This is a genomic window from Pseudomonas helmanticensis, assembly GCF_900182985.1.
Classification (GTDB): domain Bacteria; phylum Pseudomonadota; class Gammaproteobacteria; order Pseudomonadales; family Pseudomonadaceae; genus Aquipseudomonas; species Aquipseudomonas helmanticensis.
Genome location: NZ_FXUY01000001.1, coordinates 1,121,818 through 1,141,434, shown reverse-complemented (window position 1 = coordinate 1,141,434; position 19,617 = coordinate 1,121,818). Strand labels below are relative to the sequence as shown.

Below are 19,617 nucleotides of genomic sequence, written 5' to 3'. Positions count from 1 at the left end.
CCGTCAATCTCTCCATCGTTGTGTGAACAATGAATCGTCCGCTGTTTGTTTCTCTGGATGGGCCAAAAGGCACCGGCAAAACCACACTGTTGGAAGCCGTTACCGCAGCATTAAGGTCAGAAAACCTGAAAGTCATCCGACTTTGCGAGAGAAAAAGCGATCCTTACAGGGGTGAAACCATGGCCCTTGTCAACCAACTCGCGAGAAATCCGTCCCGGGATCTGGAGTGGGCTGTGTGTCAGCGACTTGCTGATAGCCGTAGCTGGATCTCGCGAAACGTTCTGCCTAAACAGCCGTTGGACAGCATTATCCTGATCGATCGCTGGTATCCGTCGGATGCTGCGTTTCGGCATACGGTGCCGTTTGCGGAGATTCTTCAGTTGAACCTGGACAGGAACGTGCAAGTGCCAGATCTGCATGTTGGCGTTGTTACTGCTGCGGATATTTCTTGGGCGAGAGCAACGGCACGCTCGCGGGGACTGGGCGGCACGGTGATTCAGAAGCACGCTGAGCATGTCGCGTGTACCGAGATGTTTGAGCGCGCGGTTGTCGATCAGGGGTGGGTGTTGTGTCGTAATGAGGGAACGGTTGAGGATGCAGTGACGCAGGTGGTTGCTGAGATCTATAAGGTGCTTGGGTGATTGTCGAGATGGAGACTGAGTTGTTGTAAGCGTGCGTAGCTTAATACAAGATTTAACATAATATACATTACACGTAACAACGTATTTCAAGATTGGCCCTGTGCCTCAGAACATTCCAATCTCCAGCGCCACGCCTAAATCTCTTTTCCCAACACCAAGCGCTTCCTTCAAATCCATCCCCCTCAACCATCACCACGCGTCAACTTTTCAATCAGCGCTCGATGCTGTGGAAACTGCGCCGTGAGTTTCTCTCGATCGCCCATCTCCATATCTGCAAAATCAAAACCGGGTGAAACTGCCTCGCTGATCAATCCAAATCCATTTGAGCCGTCCAGCAGTCGCGAAGCTTTCCAGATTCCGCCAGGCACGTGTAATTGCAAATGTTGGCCAGCCAGGACGTCGCTGCCCATGACCAACGTTTGCAATGAGCCGTCAGCGTGAATCAGGTTGTATTCGATGGCGTCGCCCAAATGAAAATAATGCAGGATGTCCGAGCGATTGAAATGGAATTGGCCCACTGGTGATTGTTCTGTCAGCAGGTAATAAATCGAGGTCATCAGGTAGCGTGGACCGCCGGCGGTTTCCAGGCTGTCGCGATGGTCGGATTGGTAGGTTCGGCGAAAATAGCCGCCTTCGACATGAGGCTCAAGATTCAGCGCAGTAATCACGTCCTGCGCGTTGGCTTTAGCCTTAATCATGACCTACTCCATTGTTTTTATTGAATATTATTGATAGCTCTACTAAACGGTCATTTAGTAGAGCTAGCAATCAGCCTCGCCTCAACACACAAACAATGCCCCATCCCGTGCCTTGATTAAAGGGCAAACGTAGAACCCGGCAATCCGCTACACGTTGATTCCCCTGCGTTCGAACGCCACAGCAAACAGCTCTTGGCAAATCCGCCGATGGTCGATCACTGAGCGGCGAGCCTGCGCCGCAGTGAAACGCATTGAGATCCACGCCAGTCTGCGCTCGGCGCAGACACGCTCACCGACCCGACAGCAATCTGACGGACGTGCGTCGCCAGCTCCGCCTCCCCTCGCCCTGCCCGAACGCCCGTCTATCGGCGGCTCATGACCGACCGTTTCAACGTCTCGCTGGGCAACTCGTTGAACAGCGCCCGGTAGCTGCTGGAAAACCGCCCCAGATGCCAGAACGACCAGTGCATGGCCACTTCGGCGACGGTGGTTTCGGTGGGCTGGCATTTGAGCAGTTCGCGGTGTGCGCTGTTCAATCGGCGCAGACGCAACCAGTGGCTTGGCGTCATGCCGGTATACGCCTTGAACGCTTGCTGTAACTGCCGCAGTGACACCCGCGCCACGTGCGAAAGCTCCATCAGATTGACGGTCTCTTCAGGCGAATCCGCCGCCCATTCAGCAACGCGCTTCATGATGATGCGCTCCTCGGTCCTGCGCTGTAACCCGCCGCCGTCCAGGCACACGCGCGCGTTGTCGAGGATGAACAGACAGTCGTCCAGCAGCTGTCGAGTCAAACCATCTTTATCAAGTGGATCAACGGTTTGCGACAACTTTGTGAGAGTCGAGCTTAACCAGCGAGTGAACAAGGCGTTCTGTCCGCAATTGAGCTGGGTCATGAACAAGCCTTCTAGCTTTGCCACATCCAGACCCTGCTGGCGGACAAATTCGGCGCCGAACACCACGGCGATTTCCTGGTAGTTCTCCGGGGTGATCCAGATGTTGCGGCTCTCTTCATTAAGCAGATAAAGCGCGTTGTCGCTGCGATCAAAACAGAACGCCAAAGCACCCGACGGCGCGCTGAAATTCTGCTCGACCCGGGTGTTCATCTGCTCTTCGTAAACCTCGACGCCCTGCAGGTCCAGATAGCGGATCTGCCCGGCGAAATGCCCCGGCGACATCTGCTGGTAATGCTGGACCCAGCCCGGTGTGACACGGACTTGCTCAGCCACATCGGCGGTGTTGAACGCTTGAACCTGGAGCGGATTGCACGTTGTCATGGGGTGACCTTGCGCACTCTTTTGGTGCGCTTTGGTGCTGCTTAAAGTGGATAGATGGAACTGCAAGGCTCGCCCAAGATAGTCGTCAACGCGCCACAGGGGAAGGGGCGGAAGATGAAACCCGCCCTCCCCGGCGTCTATAAAACCAATAACGAGGTCTTTATGAATGCCCCTTTCGATCAGCTGTTCACGTGGCTGAAAGATCACAAGATTACCGAAGTCGAATGTGTGGTCAGCGACCTGACCGGCATTGCCCGCGGCAAGATCGCACCGACCAACAAGTTCCTGCATGAGCGAGGCATGCGCCTGCCGGAAAGTGTGCTGCTGCAAACGGTAACCGGGGATTTTGTCGACGACGACATCTACTACGACCTGCTCGATCCTGCCGACATCGACATGGTCTGCAAGCCAGTGGCTGACGCGGTCTACGTGATTCCTTGGGCGATCGAACCGACCGCCATCGTCATCCACGACACCTTCGACAAGTTCGGCAACCCGATCGAACTGTCGCCGCGCAACGTCCTGAAGAAAGTCTTGCAGCTGTACACCGACAAAGGCTGGAAGCCGATTGTGGCGCCGGAAATGGAGTTCTACCTGACCCAACGTTGCGAAGACCCGGACTTGCCGCTCAAAGCACCGCTGGGGCGTTCGGGCCGCGCGGAAAGCGGTCGGCAGTCGTTCTCCATCGATGCCGCCAACGAATTCGATCCGCTGTTCGAAGACGTCTACGACTGGTGCGAACTGCAAGGTCTGGATCTCGACACCTTGATCCACGAAGACGGCCCGGCGCAGATGGAAATCAACTTCCGTCACGGCGACGCGCTGGATCTGGCCGACCAGATCACCGTGTTCAAACGCACCATGCGAGAGGCGGCGCTCAAGCACAACGTTGCGGCGACGTTCATGGCCAAGCCGATCGGCGATGAACCGGGCAGCGCCATGCACATTCACCAGAGCGTGGTGGACATCGCCACCGGCAAGCCGATCTTCGCCAACGCCGACGGGCAGATGAGCGAGTTATTCCTGCATTACATCGGCGGTTTGCAGAAATACATCCCGAAAGTGCTGCCGATGTTCGCGCCGAACGTCAACTCGTTCCGCCGCTTCCTGCCGGACACCTCGGCACCGGTCAACGTCGAATGGGGCGAAGAAAACCGTACCGTCGGCCTGCGTGTCCCGACTTCCAGCCCGGAAGCCATGCGCGTGGAAAACCGCTTGCCGGGCGCCGATGCCAACCCGTATCTGGCGATTGCCGCGAGCCTGCTCTGCGGTTACATCGGCATGGTTGACGGCATCGAGCCAAGCGCTGCGGTACAAGGCCGCGCTTATGAGCGCCGCAACCTGCGTTTGCCGATCACCATCGAAGAAGCGCTGACGCAGATGGAAGAGTGCGAAGCCGTTGCGCAATACCTTGGCGACAAATTCGTCCGTGGCTATGTCGCGGTGAAGCGTGCCGAGCATGAGAACTTCAAGCGCGTGATCAGCTCGTGGGAGCGTGAGTTCCTGATGCTCAGCGTCTGACCAACCTAAAAAGATCCCCTGTGTCGATCGTTCCCACGCTCTGCGTGGGAATGCAGCCCGGGACGCTCCGCGTCCCATCCAAAGCCGAACGCGGAGCGTCCGTTGAGGCATTCCCACGCAGAGCGTGGGAACGATCATTCTAAGAAGAGGTGTCGATATGCGTCTGTTGAAATCCGTAATCCCGGTCGCCCTGAGCGTGCTGTTCAGTGCAGTAGCCCACGCCCAGCCCCAAGTCAGCGTCTACAACTGGACCGACTACATCGGCGAAACCACCCTCGCCGACTTCCAGGCCAAAACCGGAATCAAGGTGATCTACGACGTTTTCGACTCCAACGAAACCCTCGAAGGCAAACTTCTCGCCGGCCGCACCGGCTATGACGTGGTCGTGCCGTCCAACCACTTTCTCGCCCGTCAGGTAAAAGCCGGCGCGTTCCTCAAACTGGATCGCTCGCAACTGCCGAACTTCAAGAACCTCGACCCGAAACTGCTCGAACTGCTGGAAAAGAACGACCCGGGTAACGAGCACTCGGTGCCGTACCTGTGGGGCACCAACGGCATCGGCTACAACGTCGACAAGGTCAAGCAAGTGCTGGGCATCGATCACATCGATTCCTGGGCCGTGCTGTTCGAGCCGGAGAACCTGAAAAAACTCACCCAGTGCGGCGTGTCGATGATGGACTCCGCCGATGAAGTCTTCCCTGCCGTCCTCAACTACATGGGCATGGACCCACGCAGCGAAAACCCTGAAGACTACAAAAAAGCTGAAGCGAAACTGCTGAGCATTCGTCCGTACATCACCTATTTCCACTCGTCGAAATACGTCTCCGATCTGGCCAACGGTGACATCTGCGTAGCCTTCGGTTATTCCGGCGACGTGTTCCAGGCCGCCAACCGCGCCAAGGAAGCCAAGAACGGCGTGAACATCGCCTACGCCATTCCGAAGGAAGGCGCCAACCTCTGGTTCGACCTGCTGGCAATTCCGGCCGATGCCAGCAACACCAAGGAAGCCCACGCCTTCATTAATTACCTGCTCGATCCGCAAGTGATTGCCAAGGTCAGCGCCTCGGTGGGTTACGCCAACCCGAACCCGGCCGCCAAGCAATACATGGATCAGGCGCTGGTCAACAATCCTGAGGTTTATCCGCCGCAGGAAGTCCTCGACAAGCTCTACATCTCTACCACCCCGCCTCAAGCGATCATGCGTCTGATGACCCGGTCCTGGAGCAAAGTGAAGTCGAACAAATGAATCAGTACACCGAAGAACACGCCCGTTCCTATTACGCCGCTTCGGCTCGGGCGACTACACCTTATCCGCGACTGGAAGGTGATCTGAGCGCCGATGTCTGCGTCATCGGCGGCGGGTTCACCGGGGTCAACACGGCTATTGAACTGGCGCAACGCGGGCTCTCGGTGATTTTGATCGAAGGCCGCCGCATCGGCTGGGGCGCCAGCGGGCGCAATGGCGGACAGTTGATTCGTGGCATCGGCCATGACGTTGACGGCTTCGCCAAGTATGTCGGTCAGGACGGGGTGCGTTATTTGCAGCGCGCCGGCATCGATTCGGTGGAACTGGTGCGCCAGCGCATCGGCGACAACGGCATCGAGTGCGACCTGCGCTGGGGGTTCTGCGACCTGGCCAACACCACCGCGCAGTTCGATGCGTTCAAGGATGAACTGGTCGATCTCGCCGAACTCGGTTATTCCCACGCAACCCGCCTGATTGGCCCGGAGCAGATCCGCCAGCAAGTGGTCAACTCCGACATCTACGCCGGCGGGCTGCTGGACATGGGTTCCGGTCATCTGCACCCGCTGGATCTGGTGCAAGGCGAAGCGCGGCTGGCGGCATCACTTGGCGTGCGGATTTTCGAGCAAAGCCAAGTGCTGGAAATCATCCACGGCGCGACGGTGCAGGTGCGTTGCGCCCATGGCACGGTGCGGGCCGGCAGTCTGGTGCTCGGCTGCAATGCGCATCTGGATGAACTCGAACAACAACTCAGTGGCAAAGTGCTGCCGGCCGGCAGTTACATCATTGCCACTGAATCATTGTCCGAGGAACGCGCGGCGCAACTGATCCCGCAGAATCTGGCGGTGTGCGACCAGAAAGTCGGTCTCGATTATTACCGGCTTTCGGCTGACCGGCGCTTGTTGTTCGGCGGTGCCTGCCATTATTCCGGGCGCGATCCTGCGGACATCGCTGCTTATATGCGGCCGAAGATGCTCAAGGTCTTCCCGCAACTGGCGGACGTGCGCATCGATTACCAGTGGGGCGGCAAGATCGGCATCACCGCCAACCGTTTCCCGCAGGTCGGGCGTCTCAAGCAACTCCCGAACGTGTTCTACGCGCAGGGCTATTCCGGGCATGGCCTGAACGTCACGCACTGGTGCGCAAAACTCCTCGGGGAGGCGATTCATGCCGGGCACAGCCAAGGCATGGACGTGTTCAGCGGTGTGCCGCACATGACCTTCCCCGGCGGCCCGGCATTGCGTTCGCCGCTGCTGGCACTGGGCATGTTCTGGTATCGCCTGCGCGAAATCCTCGGCTAACCTCCTGCCCAATCTGATCGTTCCCACGCTCCGCGTGGGAATGCCTCAAGGGACGCTCTGCGTCCAGTGACGCGGAGCGTCACGGGCTGCATTCCCACGCGGAGCGTGGGAACGATCAACGCTCCGCGTGGGAACGATCAATACAGGGAAATCGGGGTGCATGCGCTATACGGATTTGCTCTATCGCCAAGCACTTCTATATTGATGAGGTGCTTTTGCGTTCCTGACGCTCAGTGCCCAATCAATCGAGGAGGACATGGATGAAGTCGTCAGCCACCGACGAGCCGCAAGCACCAGGCCAAGCCCCCGTCAAAACCCGCCGTTTCGGCATTTCGCTCGTGTGGATCGTGCCGATCATTGCCGTGCTGGTGGGTATTTCGCTGGTGGTGCACAACATCCTCCAGGAAGGCCCGACCATCGTTGTCACGTTCAAGACCGGCAGCGGTCTGACGGCGAACAAGACCGAGGTCAAATACCGCAACGTCGTGGTGGGCCAGGTCACCGACGTTGAGTTGAGCGACGACCAGAAAAGCGTCAACGCGACGATCAAACTGGCCAAGCAGGCAGAAACCTTTACCCGCGAAGACTCGCAGTTCTGGGTTGTGCGCCCGCGCATCGGTGCTGGTGGCGTTTCCGGTATCGATACCCTGCTCTCCGGTGACTACATTGGCGCGGACATCGGCCAGGCGAATGGCCGCGCAAAACACTTCAACGGCCTCGAAAACCCGCCACCGATCACTTACGGCGAACCCGGCAAGCGCTTCATGTTGCATGCCTCGGACCTCGGTTCGCTGGACATCGGCTCGCCAGTCTACTATCGCAAGATTCCGGTCGGCCAGGTCGTCACCTACGCCCTTGATCCGGACGGTAAAGGCGTGAATATCGAAGTGTTCATCCATTCGCCGAACGATGCCTTCGTCACGGAAAACACCCGTTTCTGGAACGCCAGCGGCATCGACGTCAACGTCGGCGCCAACGGTTTTGCGGTGAAGACCGAATCGCTCTCGACGTTACTGATCGGTGGCATCGCCTTCCGCGCCCCGGATTACAGCCCCAACGACGTTGCCGCCGCCGATGACAAGGACTTTGACCTGTTCGCTGACCAGACCACCGCCCTCGCCCCGCCCAACGGCAAGGCGCAATACCTCAGTCTGCGTTTCGATCAATCGCTGCGTGGGTTGAAAGTTGATGCACCGGTGGAATTTCTCGGCATGGAAATCGGCCGCGTGGTGGCGATCAACCTGGATTTCGACGCAAAAAAACGCAGCTTCCCGCTCAATGTCGGCATCGTCATTTATCCGCAGCGCCTCGGTATGGCGTACGGCAAGATGCTCACGGCGTTCAAACATGATCCCAATGATGAAGCCGCCGGCATTCGCCTGATCGGCACCTTCATCGACAACGGTCTGCGCGCCCAGGCCCGCAGTGGCAACCTGCTGACCGGGCAGTTGTACGTCGCCCTGGATTTTTTCCCGAAAGCCGAGAAAGTCGCTTTCGACCCGACCGCTCGGCCGGTGGTCATTCCAACGGTGCCGGGTAGCCTCGAACAGTTGCAGGAGAAACTCGAGGCGGTGGTCGACAAACTCAACAAGCTGCCGGTGGATCGCATCGCCAGCAATCTCGACAGCAATCTGGTCGAACTGCGCAAAGGCCTGACCCAGTTCAACGCGAAGACCTTGCCGGGCGTGCAGAACACCCTCGCCGATGTCAGCAAGACCTTGCAATCCGCCAGTTCGACCCTGGCCGAAGATTCACCGCAGCGCGAGAAACTCACCGAGACCCTCGACGAACTCGGGCGCATGTCGCGCTCGCTGCGTGAACTGTCGGATTACCTCGGTCGCCATCCGGAATCGCTGATTCGCGGCCGGCCAGACAACGCGGCGCCACTGGACCTGAAAGGACCGCCACGCAATTGAGCACAGGAGCTACCCCATGGCTTTACCGCTGAAGATCACCGTGCTCGCTGCGTTCATGTTGCTGGGCGCCTGCCGCAGCGACCCGATCAGCTTTCACACGCTGACCCCGGTGCAACTGGGCAGCACTCGCGCCGGGGTGCAAATCCCGATTGAAGGTATCAGCGTGCCGCCGCAGGTCGACCGCCCGCAAATCGTCATTCGCCAGGGCAACAGTGGCCTGGCGATTCTTGAAACCCAATGGTGGGGCGCGAGTCTGGCGGATGAACTACGCAGTGCGTTGACCGATCAATTGAATAACAGCAGCGGTCGCGGCAACGTCTCGGTGCGCATCGACGTCCAGCGCTTCGACTCGATTCCCGGCCAGTACGCGCTGATCGATGCGAAATGGCGGCTGCGCCCGCTGGGCGATACCGACAGCGAACTGGTCACGTGCCGTTCGACCTTGCAGACCCCGTCGGGGCCGAGCATCGATGAACTGGTGACGGCTCAGCAAAACAACGTCAAACGCCTCGCGGCGCTGATCAGTCAGGCCGCCGGTAATCCGCGCACTTGCCCGCCCTCCTCCTGAGCCAGGGTCACGGTAAAAATACAACCGTTGGGCTCGCGGGTCGTCAGTTGTACCCGCCACTGTTGCTGGTTGCAGATTCGCTGCACCAGCGACAGTCCGAGACCAAGCCCTTCCCCACGTTGTTCATCGCCGCGCACGAAGGGCTGAAACATCGCGTGGTGTTGCTCCTCGGGAATGCCGATGCCACTGTCCTCGACTACAAAACTGTCGTCACGCAGGGTCAAGCGAACGAAGCCGTGGTCGGTGTAGTGCCAGGCGTTGCGCAACAGATTGCCCAGCACCGACTGCAAAAACGTCAGGTTGTAGCGCGTCGTGCAGGCCAACTGCTCAACGTAGATAAACTCCAGGCCTTTTTCGCGGATCAACCGCCCCCAGACTTCTACCTGAGCATCCGCCACTTCCTTGAGCGTTACCGCCGACTGCACGGAGACTTCATCAGGCTTTCGCGCGAGCATCAGGAAGGTTTCAACCAACTGGCGCATTTCACTGCTGGCGCGGGCAATGCGATTGACCTGCGCCGTTGAACGCGCATCCAGTGACGGGTTGGCCAGCAGCAGTTCGCAAGAGCTGCCGAGCACCATCAGCGGTGTGCGCAGTTCATGGCTGACGTCGCTGGTGAAGAGTTTTTCGCGGCTCAGGGTGGCTTGCAGGCGACCTAGGGTCTGATCGAACGACAACGCCAGTTCGCCGACTTCATCAGCGGCGTAATCCGGGTGCAGGGGTGGCGCCAGTTCGATCAGCTGATCGCGGTGGCGCACCTGTCGCGCCAAGCGGATCACCGGCGCCATCACCCGGCGTGCCAGCAACCGGCCGAGCACAATCGCCAATAGAATGCTGAGGATGAAACCGACAATCACCACGATGAACAACAGATGTTCACGCTGTTCGAGGCTGCCCTGATCACGCAGCAGCACATACTTGCGCCCGGCCACCGATTCGACCATCGCGTAGAAGTCTTCGCCGTGGAACTTGATCTCCTGAAAGCCCAGTGGCAGCGCCGCCAATTGCGTGGTCAGCGTCAGCGGGGGCTTGGCGCCTTCAGCGAAAAACAACTCGCTCTTTTCCGGCTTGTGGCTCCAGTGGCTGATGTCCTCCATCGCCAGCAGCCGGTGCAGGCCACCGCTCAACGTGGTGGTGGTCAATTTTCGCTCGACCACATGCACGGTGGCGACGATCCCCAACGCAAATACCCCGGCGACGAAGGCACTCATCAGGGCGAACACGATCACGATCCGCGTCGTCAGGCTGTGCTTGAGATCCATTCGTTCAGTCGGCTCCTATCGGGTTGTCTGGCGTGAGGGCAACAATAGACCAGCGCAACGCCGTTGTCCGCCACAACCGAGCTTCGCCGCAACCCCTGCGCGTTGTTAAGACCTGCGCCAAACAAAAACAGCGTTTGAGTTTATTTATCAAATAGTCGTTTTAGTTAGGCGCTTCAACTTTGCGCAATATTTTCACATGTTATTCACCGCGCCCCTACGACCCCGAACGTAGTGTTCAGCCAGCATTCAACCAAGTAGTCGTAAAGTTGCTCGCTGCCTGAGCCTTGCGTTGCACTGAATGAAACATCAGGAGTTAGAAGGGGCAATATTGTGGCGCAATTATTTCAATCTGAAACAACATCAAAGTCGCCGCGTACTCCGCGCCTGCGCCTGTTGATCGCGCTTGCTTGCGTTGTGTTTGTAGCGATCCTGGTCAGCGGTTTTGTCTGGTGGCCACGCTCGCCGGTCGACCTCGATCACGCCGATCGCGCCACCACCGCCGAGTGGGTCAAGGCGTGGCAAGCGGGCGAAATCGTCGCATTGGTCCGCCATACCGAACGCTGCGATCGCTCGAGCAACACTTGCCTCGGCCCGGCTGACGGCATCACCCAAGCGGGCAGTCTCGCGGCGGCAGCCGTCGGTCAGGGCTTTGTGCGTCTCGGCATGCAGCAGACGCAAGTATTGGGCAGCCCGTTGACGCGGACAGCACAAACCGCGCACTCGATGTTCGGTCACGACGCCAGCACTGAGGATTGGCTGGCCACCTGCGGACCGACGCTGCGCGATGAAATCGTCGCGAACAAGACACCGCAGCACAATCTGATTCTGGTCACCCACAGCGGTTGTATCAGCGACTTCGAAAAACAGAGCGGTTTTCCTCATGCAATTGCCGCCGAATACGGCAGCGTATTACTGGTGCGAATTAACCATCAACAGAAACTTAGCGTCCTGGGCATTGTAAATACCCCGTTCTGGCAAACAACAAGTGCCCAGTAACCCGCAAACATCCGAACTTTCGCCCCACATACTTTATCCGCGCCAAGGTCCAATCATGACGTCTGATAACAAACCGTTGCGCCACGCTGTCCGACATTTATCACAAGCCCCCTCGATGGTTGAGCGCTGGGCGATTCCCGGGCTGATCTTCGCCTTCGTGCTGTTTTATCTGCTGCCACTGATGAGCCACGGCTTGTGGATCCCCGACGAAACCCGCTACGGCCAGATCAGCCAGGAAATGCTCCTCAGCGGCAACTGGGTCGCGCCGCATTTCATGGGCATCCGCTACTTCGAGAAGCCGATTGCCGGTTACTGGATGATCGCCATCGGTCAGGCGATTTTCGGTGACAACCTGTTCGGGGTGCGCATCGCCTCGGCATTGAGCAGCGGCGCCAGCGTCTGGCTGGCCTATGTGCTGGCGCGGCGTTTGTGGAACAGCCCGCGCATCAGCGCTGCCTGCGCGTTGCTGTACATGAGTTTTGGTTTGATCGCCGGCCAGGCGGGCTACGCCAACCTCGATCCGCAGTTCACCTTGTGGGTCAATCTGAGTCTGGTCGCGGTGTGGTTTGCCATTGATAGCCGCAGCGTAAAGGCCCGCCTCGGCAGTTGGGCGTTGTTGGGCGCCGCCTGCGGGATGGGCCTGATGACCAAGGGCTTTCTCGCCCTGCTGCTGCCGGTACTGATCGCCCTGCCCTACATGATCTGGCAACGCCGCTTTGCTGAATTACTGCGTTACGGGCTGGTGGCGGTGCTGGTTGCCGCACTCGTCAGCGTGCCTTGGGCATTGGCCGTGCAGGCGCGCGAACCGGATTTCTGGCGATTCTTCTTCTGGCATGAACACATTCGCCGTTTTGCTGCCGGCGATGATGCCCAGCACGCGCGGCCATGGTGGTTCTACCTGCCGTTGCTGTTCGCCGCGACGCTGCCATGGGCCATGTTGTTGCCGTCGACGTTGATCCGTACCTGGCGCGAAAAACGCCAGCCGAAAATCGCGTTCCTCGCGTTGTGGTTTCTCCTGCCATTAGCGTTTTTCAGCCTGAGCAGCGGCAAGTTGCCGACTTACCTCATGCCGTGTCTGCTGCCCTTGGCCTTGCTCATGGGGCACAACGTGGTGCACTGGCTGCAGCAGCGCGACAGCCGGATCCTGCGCCTCAATGGAGTAATCAACACAGCACTGGCGAGCGTTGCCCTGATTGCGCTGATCTATCTGCAAACCAGCAAAGATATCTACACCCACAGCGAAATGTTCAGCCTGTCGCTGGTGTTTATCGTGCTGATCGGCTGGATCATCGCCAACGCCCTGCAGATCATGCGTCCGCTGACACTGTGGGCAATGCCGGCGCTGGGCATCGGCCTGTTGATCGCGCTACTGCCGGCGGCGATGCCCGCGCTGATCGTCGACAGCAAAATGCCTGACCAGTTTATTGCCGAACATCAGCAGGCATTGAGTGAAACGGCGTCACTGTTGAGTAATGACCTGGGCGCGGCGTCGGCGCTGTCGTGGCGTTTGCAGCGACCGCAAGTCGACCTGCTCAACACCGTCGGCGAACTTAAATACGGTCTCGAAGACCCGGCCATGGCGTCGCGCAAAGTCAGCCTGGCCGACGTCGGCGAATGGATGACGCAAGCACGTAAAAAAGGCTCGGTGGCGGTGGTGATGCGCGTCAACAGCACCCAGGACGAACAGGAAATCGGCCTGTTGCCGGCGGATGGCAAGCACTACCAGCGCGGCAATCTGCAAATCTACATCTTCGCCAAGAGCCAGCCATGACCTCGACGGCCTACGACCGCAAGGCTTTATGGATGCTGCTCGCGGCCACGGCGCTGATGCTGCTCTTCGGCCTCGGCAGTCGCGAACTGTGGGGCGCGGAAACCCGCTGGGCCAACATCGCCCTGCAGATGCTGCAAAGCGGCGACTATTTCGATCCGTATCTCAAGGGCGGGCCGTACTACGACAAACCGCTGCTGTCGTATTGGCTGATTACCGCCAGCGCCTGGCTGACCGGCAGCCTCGGGCCTTGGTCACTGCGTTTGTCGTCGGTTGTCGCGGCGTGGTTGAGTGTCTGGCTGGTGTACCTGCTGGGTGAGCAGTTGTTTCGCAAAGGCACCGGGCTGATTGCCGGATGGATGCTGGCCACCACGTTCTATTTCGTGTTCTGGGCGCGCGTCGCCACCGCCGACATCCTCACCGTGTGCGGCGTGCTCGCTGCCGTGTGGTGGTACTGGCGCGGACCGGACGATACAAAACTCTGGCGATACGTGGTGTTTTTCGGTTTGCTGGCGCTGACCTCGCTGTTCAAGGGCTTGATCGGCTTCATTCTGCCGGGGCTGGTGCTGCTGCCGCATCTGCTGAGCGACAAGCGCTGGAAGCTGCACCTGAATCTACGTCTGGCCGCAGCGTTGCTGATTGCCGGCACATTCTACATGGCGCCGTTCCTGCTCTCGCATCTGTATGGCGCGCCGAACTACGGCGAAAGTGGCCTGGGTCTGGTGCTGCGGGAAAACGTCGTGCGGTTTTTCCAGCCGTTCGACAACATCGGGCCGATCTACACCTACCTTATCTATCTGCCGGTCTACACCTTGCCTTGGGCACCCTGCTGGTTGATTGCATTGTGGGTGGCGCTGCGGCACTGGCGGCAGATCGAGCCGGACACCCGCTGGCTGATTCAGGGGCTGGCGCTGCTGATGATCTTCTTCACCGCCAGCGGCAGCCGTCGCAGCTATTACGTGCTGCCATTGGTGCCGTTCGCACAACTGCTCGGCGCCTGGTGGATCACCCGGCGCATGGCGGCGCGCAACATCGAAGGTCGTGGATTGAAAATCGGCTTCGGCGTCGCCACCGCGGTGCTGGTGGGCGTACTCGGTGTGCTCTACCCGTGGACCAACAGCGGTGGCGGTGTGATCCGTTTCGGCGAAACCGTGCGCGAACAGGCCAGCCAGCAGGCGCCGCTTGATCAGTGGCGTGTGGTCATGGTCGAGGTCGACAACAAAGTGCCGATGTACCTGCAAACCGGTGGAACGCCGTTCTATTACGTGGCCGAGACCGCAGATTTTCCGCGCAGCGGCGACAGTGCGGCGCTGATCGCCTGGCTTGAACGCAGCAGCGGTCAGCCATGGAATCCGCAACGCACCATTTTCGTTGCGCAGTACCGCCAGGGCGAGCCTGTGCCGCTCGGTTATCTCGGCGCCGACCACCGGATCATCACCACCACGCCGACACGCGGTGAGCAATTTTTCCATGGCCGCGAGGACCAGAGCGTCGCCTACCTGCCCAATCCCTCCTGAAATCTCATGACGTTGAATGACGCACGGCAATCGTGCGTTTTCAAGTCGCTGCTAATCTGAATGAAAATGACATGTATTAACGGTCTGTTTGACGTTTTTTTCTCATTTGCCTCTCTACATTGCCTGCGACTCAACATATGCAAATCATTCGCATTGAAGTCCGCTCGCGAGTGCCTGCCCATAACGTCAAAAAAAACAGGAGCGTTGTCGTCATGAATCCACAGTTTCCGTCCTTCCTGAAACGCGCGTTGCTGGCCACCGCCCTGCTCGCTGCCAGCCAGGCCTACGCCGCCGACGGCGTCGGTCTATTGGTTTACAACGCGCAGCATGAAAGCCTGACCAAGGCCTGGGTCGCCGGCTTTACCGAAGAGACCGGCATTCCGGTGACCATTCGCAATGGCGATGACACCGAAATGGGCAATCAACTGGTACAGGAAGGCGCGGCCTCTCCGGCGGATGTGTTCCTCACCGAAAACTCCCCGGCGATGGTGCTGGTCGACAACGCCAAATTGTTCGCGCCGATCGCGCCCGCCACGCTGGAACAAGTCGATGCGGCGTACCGTCCGGCCCACGGCCAGTGGATCGGCATCGCTGCGCGCTCCACGGTATTCGTCTACAACCCGGCGAAACTTGCCGAAAAAGACCTGCCGAAATCCCTGCTCGACCTGGCCAAACCGGACTGGAAAGGTCGCTGGGCCGCCTCCCCGGCCGGTGCTGATTTTCAGGCCATCGTCGCTGCGGTGCTGGAGCAAAAAGGCGAAGCCGCCACGCTCGACTGGCTCAAAGGCATGAAAACCAATGCCACCGTGTATCGCGGCAACAGCGCCGTGCTCAAAGCAGTCAACGCCGGCCAGATCGACAGCGGCGTGATCTATCACTATTACAGCTTCGTCGATCAGTCCAAGACCGGCGAAAACAGCCAGAACACCAAGCTCTACTATTTCAAACATCAGGACCCGGGCGCGTTCGTCAGTACCTCCGGCGCCGGCGTGCTGGCCTCCAGCAAACACCAGGAAGACGCGCAGAAGTTCGTCAAATACATCACCGGCAAGGAAGGCCAGGAAATCCTCCATAGCGGCACCTCGTTTGAGTACGCGGTGGGCAAAGACGCGCCTTCCAATTCGAAACTGACGCCGTTGAAGGAGCTCGATGCGCCAAAAGTCGATGCGTCGAAACTCGACAGCAAGAAAGCCGTCGAGCTGATGACCCAGGCGGGAATCCTGTAAGTGATCCCGGAACCTTTACCGGCGGAAATCGCTGCGGCGTCTTCCGCTCACCTGCCACTGAAAACCCGCGCCCTCACTGGTCGCGGGGGATCGTGGGTGGTTGCCTTGGCGATCACGGTTTCACTGTTGTCGTTGCTGCCGATTGCGTTTGTGATCGGCGTGTCGTGGGCGACAGGCTGGGCGACAATCGAAGCCCTGGTGTTTCGTCCACGCGTCGCCGAACTGCTGATCAACACGGTGCTGCTGGTGTTGATCACCCTGCCCTTGTGCATTGTGCTCGGCACGACGCTGGCGTGGCTGACCGAGCGCAGCAACCTGCCCGGCCGGCGCCTGTGGTCATTGCTTGCAGTGGCGCCGTTGGCGGTACCGGCGTTCGTGCACAGCTATGCGTGGGTCAGCCTGATCCCATCGATCCATGGATTGCCGGCCGGAGTGCTGGTGTCAGTGATCGCCTATTTCCCGTTCCTTTATCTGCCGGTTGCGGCGACCTTGCGGCGACTCGATCCAGCGATAGAAGACGTTGCCGAATCCCTCGGTCTCAAGCCTTGGGCGGTGTTTTTTCGTGTGGTGCTGCCGCAGTTGCGCCTGGCGATTTGTGGCGGTGCACTGCTAGTGGGTTTGCATCTGCTGGCCGAGTACGGCCTCTACGCGATGATCCGTTTCGATACGTTCACCACGGCGATTTTCGATCAGTTCAAATCGACCTTCAACGGCCCGGCAGCCAACATGCTCGCCGGCGTTCTGGCCCTGTGCTGTCTGGCGATGCTCACGGTCGAATCCGCCGCCCGTGGCAAGGCGCGTTATGCCCGCGTGGGTTCCGGCAGTGCGCGCGAACAACGCACCATGTTGATGAGTCGCGGCGCCAAAGCGCTCGGGCTGGGCCTGCAAGTGCTGACGTGCCTGCTCGCTCTCGGCGTACCGTTGCTGACCTTGGGGCGTTGGTTGATCGCCGGAGGTGTGGAGGTCTGGGGCGGCGACGAATTGCTGCCCGCGTTGTTGCAAACCCTGTCGTTCGGCGTGGCCGGCGCGTTGCTGACCAGCCTCGCGGCGATACCGATTGCCTGGTTGTCGATCCGTGCGCCCGGCAAACTGCAACGTTTGCTGGAAGGCTGCAACTACATCACCAGTTCGTTGCCGGGGATTGTCGTCGCATTGGCGCTGGTGACCGTGACCATCCATTTCGCCCGACCGATCTACCAGACCACCATCACCGTGTTGCTGGCCTACCTGCTGATGTTCCTGCCGCGCGCACTGGTCAGCCTGCGCGCCGGTTTTGCCCAAGCGCCGGTGGAGCTGGAAAACATCGCGCAAAGCCTCGGCCGCTCACCGTTGCGTGCCTTGTGGCTGATCACCCTGCGCCTCGCCGCACCGGGTGCGGCAGCCGGCGCAGCACTGGTGTTTCTGGCGATTACCAATGAACTGACCGCGACCCTGCTGCTCGCGCCCAACGGCACGCGCACCCTCGCGACCGGATTCTGGGCCATGACCAGCGAAATCGATTACGCCGCTGCGGCGCCTTACGCACTGCTGATGGTGCTGTTATCGCTGCCACTGACGGCCATCCTCTACCACCAATCCAGGCGCACCGCGGGCCGATGAACGCACTTGAACTGATCTCCCTGAGCAAAGCCTTTGGCGCGCAGAAAGCGCTGGATGACATCTGCCTGTCCGTACCGACCGGCAGCCGCACGGTGATTGTCGGCCCTTCGGGTTCCGGTAAAACCACGCTGTTGCGGATGATCGCCGGTTTCGAATTCCCCGACGCCGGCAGCCTGACTCTTAACGGTCAGGTACTGGTCGACAGCAGCCACGCGGTTCCGGCTTATCAGCGCCAGATCGGCTACGTGCCGCAGGACGGCGCGCTGTTCCCGCACATGACGGTGAGCGCCAACATCGGCTTCGGTCTGGCCCTCACCGGCACGGCGCGACACGAGCGCATCGCGCAACTGATGGACAGCGTCGCGCTGGACGCCAACATGGCCCAGCGCTGGCCGCATGAGTTGTCCGGTGGCCAGCAGCAAAGGGTTTCACTGGCGCGCGCGCTGGCCCAACAACCACGCCTGATGCTGCTCGACGAACCGTTCTCCGCGCTCGATACCGGCCTGCGCAGCGTCATGCGCAAAATGGTCGCGCGACTGTTGGCGGATGCTGGCGTGACGACCATCCTGGTCACCCACGATCAGGGCGAAGCACTGTCATTTGCCGACCAGTTGGCGGTGATGCGCGGCGGTCGCCTGGTGCAGTCCGGGCATCCGATGGATCTCTATCGTTATCCGGAAGATGAGCAGACCGCGCACTTTCTCGGTGAAGCCGTGGTGATGCCGGCGCGCATCGAATCCGGTTGGGCGCACTGCGATCTCGGCCCGGTGCCAGTCAACAGCAATGGCTTCATTGGCGATGCGCAAATCATGCTGCGACCGGAACAATTGCAGGTCGGCGGCACCGTCATTGGCGCTCCGAGCTGCGATGCAGTGGTCACCGAACGTGATTTCGCCGGCAACACCTGCACGCTGACGGTCGAACTGCGCTCCCCCGCCAGTCATGCGCCGGGCCGTTCGCTACTGGTGCGCAGCTCCGGTATGCACGCGCCACCCGCCGGCAGCGCGGTGCAATTGTCGGTGCTCGGTGCAGCCCACGTGTTCGCCGCGCTCTGATCAGAGATCGAAGCGATCCACCGCACGCCGCCGCTCGTTGTCATCGCGCACATCGTAGTTGGCGGTGGTCTGGATATTGCTGTGGTGGGCGAGCTTCTGCGCAATCGACAGATCGTGCTCCTCGATCACCCGGGTGATGAACGAGCGACGGAAATCGTGCGGCATGATCTTCACCCCGACCTGGGTGCCACGCTGACGTGCGATGTAGTAGATCGCGTGTTTGGTGATGCGCTCACGGGTGATGTGGCTGCCACGGCGGATGCGGTTGAACAGAAAGGCATCGTCGCTCTCGCCTTCCTTGAGCTGCTCGCGGCGGAACTCCAGCCATTTATTGAGCTTGTCGAACGCCCACGTCGGTGCATATTTGATCAGTTGCTTGTTGCCCTTGCCGGTGACGGTCAGGCTGCGTTCGCGGAAATCGACCTGATTCAAATCCAGATCCACTGATTCCGACTTGCGCATGCCGGTGCCATACAACAGTGCGATCACTGCCGCGTCGCGCAGGCCCTGCGGGCGCGGGTCGGCGGCGCAGACTTCCATCAGTTCGTGAATCAAGGTGCGCTTGAGATTGCGCCCCTGCGACAGTCGCGTACCGGCAATGCCTTTTACCGAACGCATCTTCAAAAGATGATCCTGGCTGATCAGGCTCATGCGCCAGGCTTCATTCATTACACCGCGTATGGCATTGACATACAGCGAAGAAGTGTTCGGCGCGTAGTTGTCTTCGCGTAAAGCGGCCACCAGCGCGACAACATCTTCAGGTTGTAACGCGTGCCAGGGAATATCTTCGACATTCATCTCGGCAAAGCCGAGGCGATCGGCAGCGTCCTGCAAAACGTAACGCATGGTCAGCTGGCTGGAAGGTGCCAGGCGTGCCAGATACACGGTCATCGGATTGGTTTGGCGGGTTTCCAACGGAACAGCGGGCAAGTCAATCAAACGTAAAGGCCTTGAGTAAAAACAATTCAACACACCAACTAACAACTGCAACATTCCCCGTCTAAGGGGAACACTTCTGTAGGACTTTTC

The 19,617-nt window shown here is 59.5% G+C and carries 16 protein-coding genes; 12 read left to right on the top strand and 4 right to left on the bottom strand.

From position 1 onward, the window contains the following. Window positions 1-29: 29 nt before the first annotated feature. Window positions 30-641, top strand: coding sequence for a dTMP kinase (locus tag QOL84_RS05270; RefSeq protein WP_283436454.1), 612 nt, complete (start codon window positions 30-32; stop codon window positions 639-641). 182 nt (window positions 642-823) lie between these two features. Here QOL84_RS05270 and QOL84_RS05265 read toward each other — a convergent pair whose 3' ends face one another. Together QOL84_RS05265 and QOL84_RS05260 are read right to left on the bottom strand one after the other, a co-directional pair. Continuing rightward, window positions 824-1,339: a cupin domain-containing protein gene (locus QOL84_RS05265; protein WP_283436453.1), complete on the bottom strand. Its 516-nt coding sequence runs from the start codon at window positions 1,337-1,339 to the stop codon at window positions 824-826. Window positions 1,340-1,701: 362 nt separating this feature from the next. Next, window positions 1,702-2,616, bottom strand: a complete 915-nt coding sequence (locus QOL84_RS05260; RefSeq protein ID WP_283436452.1) for a helix-turn-helix domain-containing protein — start codon at window positions 2,614-2,616, stop codon at window positions 1,702-1,704. Between the two features lie 162 nt (window positions 2,617-2,778). Between QOL84_RS05260 and QOL84_RS05255 the strand changes: the two genes are divergently transcribed. The 5 genes from QOL84_RS05255 (at window position 2,779) to QOL84_RS05235 (ending at window position 9,165) form a co-directional block, all read left to right on the top strand. After that, window positions 2,779-4,137, top strand: a complete 1,359-nt coding sequence (locus QOL84_RS05255; RefSeq protein ID WP_283436451.1) for a glutamine synthetase family protein — start codon at window positions 2,779-2,781, stop codon at window positions 4,135-4,137. A gap of 157 nt (window positions 4,138-4,294) precedes the next feature. Continuing rightward, the gene (locus QOL84_RS05250; RefSeq protein WP_129393875.1) at window positions 4,295-5,383 is read left to right on the top strand and encodes a polyamine ABC transporter substrate-binding protein; all 1,089 of its coding nucleotides are present in this window, start codon (window positions 4,295-4,297) and stop codon (window positions 5,381-5,383) included. Beyond that, window positions 5,380-6,681: an NAD(P)/FAD-dependent oxidoreductase gene (locus tag QOL84_RS05245; RefSeq protein ID WP_283436450.1), complete on the top strand. Its 1,302-nt coding sequence runs from the start codon at window positions 5,380-5,382 to the stop codon at window positions 6,679-6,681. The genes QOL84_RS05250 and QOL84_RS05245 overlap by 4 nt, the downstream gene beginning before the upstream one ends. A 260-nt stretch (window positions 6,682-6,941) precedes the next feature. Further along, entirely contained in the window at window positions 6,942-8,597 is a 1,656-nt protein-coding gene (locus QOL84_RS05240; RefSeq protein WP_283436449.1) for a PqiB family protein, read from the top strand. A gap of 16 nt (window positions 8,598-8,613) precedes the next feature. Beyond that, entirely contained in the window at window positions 8,614-9,165 is a 552-nt protein-coding gene (locus QOL84_RS05235; RefSeq protein ID WP_283436448.1) for a PqiC family protein, read from the top strand. Here QOL84_RS05235 and QOL84_RS05230 read toward each other — a convergent pair. Beyond that, on the bottom strand, window positions 9,123-10,427 hold the full coding sequence (locus QOL84_RS05230; protein WP_283436447.1) for a sensor histidine kinase: 1,305 nt from the start codon (window positions 10,425-10,427) through the stop codon (window positions 9,123-9,125). The two genes, QOL84_RS05235 and QOL84_RS05230, sit on opposite strands and share 43 nt — an antisense overlap. Window positions 10,428-10,841: 414 nt before the next feature. Between QOL84_RS05230 and pmrG the strand changes: the two genes are divergently transcribed. The 6 genes from pmrG to QOL84_RS05200 all read left to right on the top strand — a co-directional run bounded on the left by pmrG (window position 10,842) and on the right by QOL84_RS05200 (window position 18,588). Next, window positions 10,842-11,423 (top strand): lipopolysaccharide core heptose(II)-phosphate phosphatase PmrG, encoded by a 582-nt coding sequence (gene pmrG, locus QOL84_RS05225; RefSeq protein ID WP_283436446.1) that lies wholly within the window; start codon window positions 10,842-10,844, stop codon window positions 11,421-11,423. 55 nt (window positions 11,424-11,478) lie between these two features. Continuing rightward, a complete protein-coding gene (arnT, locus tag QOL84_RS05220) occupies window positions 11,479-13,194 on the top strand; it encodes a lipid IV(A) 4-amino-4-deoxy-L-arabinosyltransferase (RefSeq protein WP_283436445.1) in 1,716 nt (571 codons plus the stop codon). Next, on the top strand, window positions 13,191-14,708 hold the full coding sequence (locus tag QOL84_RS05215) for an ArnT family glycosyltransferase (protein ID WP_283436444.1): 1,518 nt from the start codon (window positions 13,191-13,193) through the stop codon (window positions 14,706-14,708). Before arnT ends, QOL84_RS05215 begins: the two co-directional genes overlap by 4 nt. Window positions 14,709-14,920: 212 nt before the next feature. Beyond that, window positions 14,921-15,934: an iron ABC transporter substrate-binding protein gene (locus tag QOL84_RS05210; RefSeq protein ID WP_129393889.1), complete on the top strand. Its 1,014-nt coding sequence runs from the start codon at window positions 14,921-14,923 to the stop codon at window positions 15,932-15,934. A gap of 3 nt (window positions 15,935-15,937) precedes the next feature. Beyond that, on the top strand, window positions 15,938-17,533 hold the full coding sequence (locus tag QOL84_RS05205; protein WP_283438622.1) for an ABC transporter permease: 1,596 nt from the start codon (window positions 15,938-15,940) through the stop codon (window positions 17,531-17,533). Then, the gene (locus tag QOL84_RS05200) at window positions 17,530-18,588 is read left to right on the top strand and encodes an ABC transporter ATP-binding protein (RefSeq protein ID WP_283436443.1); all 1,059 of its coding nucleotides are present in this window, start codon (window positions 17,530-17,532) and stop codon (window positions 18,586-18,588) included. Before QOL84_RS05205 ends, QOL84_RS05200 begins: the two co-directional genes overlap by 4 nt. Here QOL84_RS05200 and QOL84_RS05195 read toward each other — a convergent pair whose 3' ends face one another. Continuing rightward, on the bottom strand, window positions 18,589-19,479 hold the full coding sequence (locus QOL84_RS05195; RefSeq protein WP_283438621.1) for a site-specific integrase: 891 nt from the start codon (window positions 19,477-19,479) through the stop codon (window positions 18,589-18,591). Window positions 19,480-19,617: the final 138 nt, after the last annotated feature.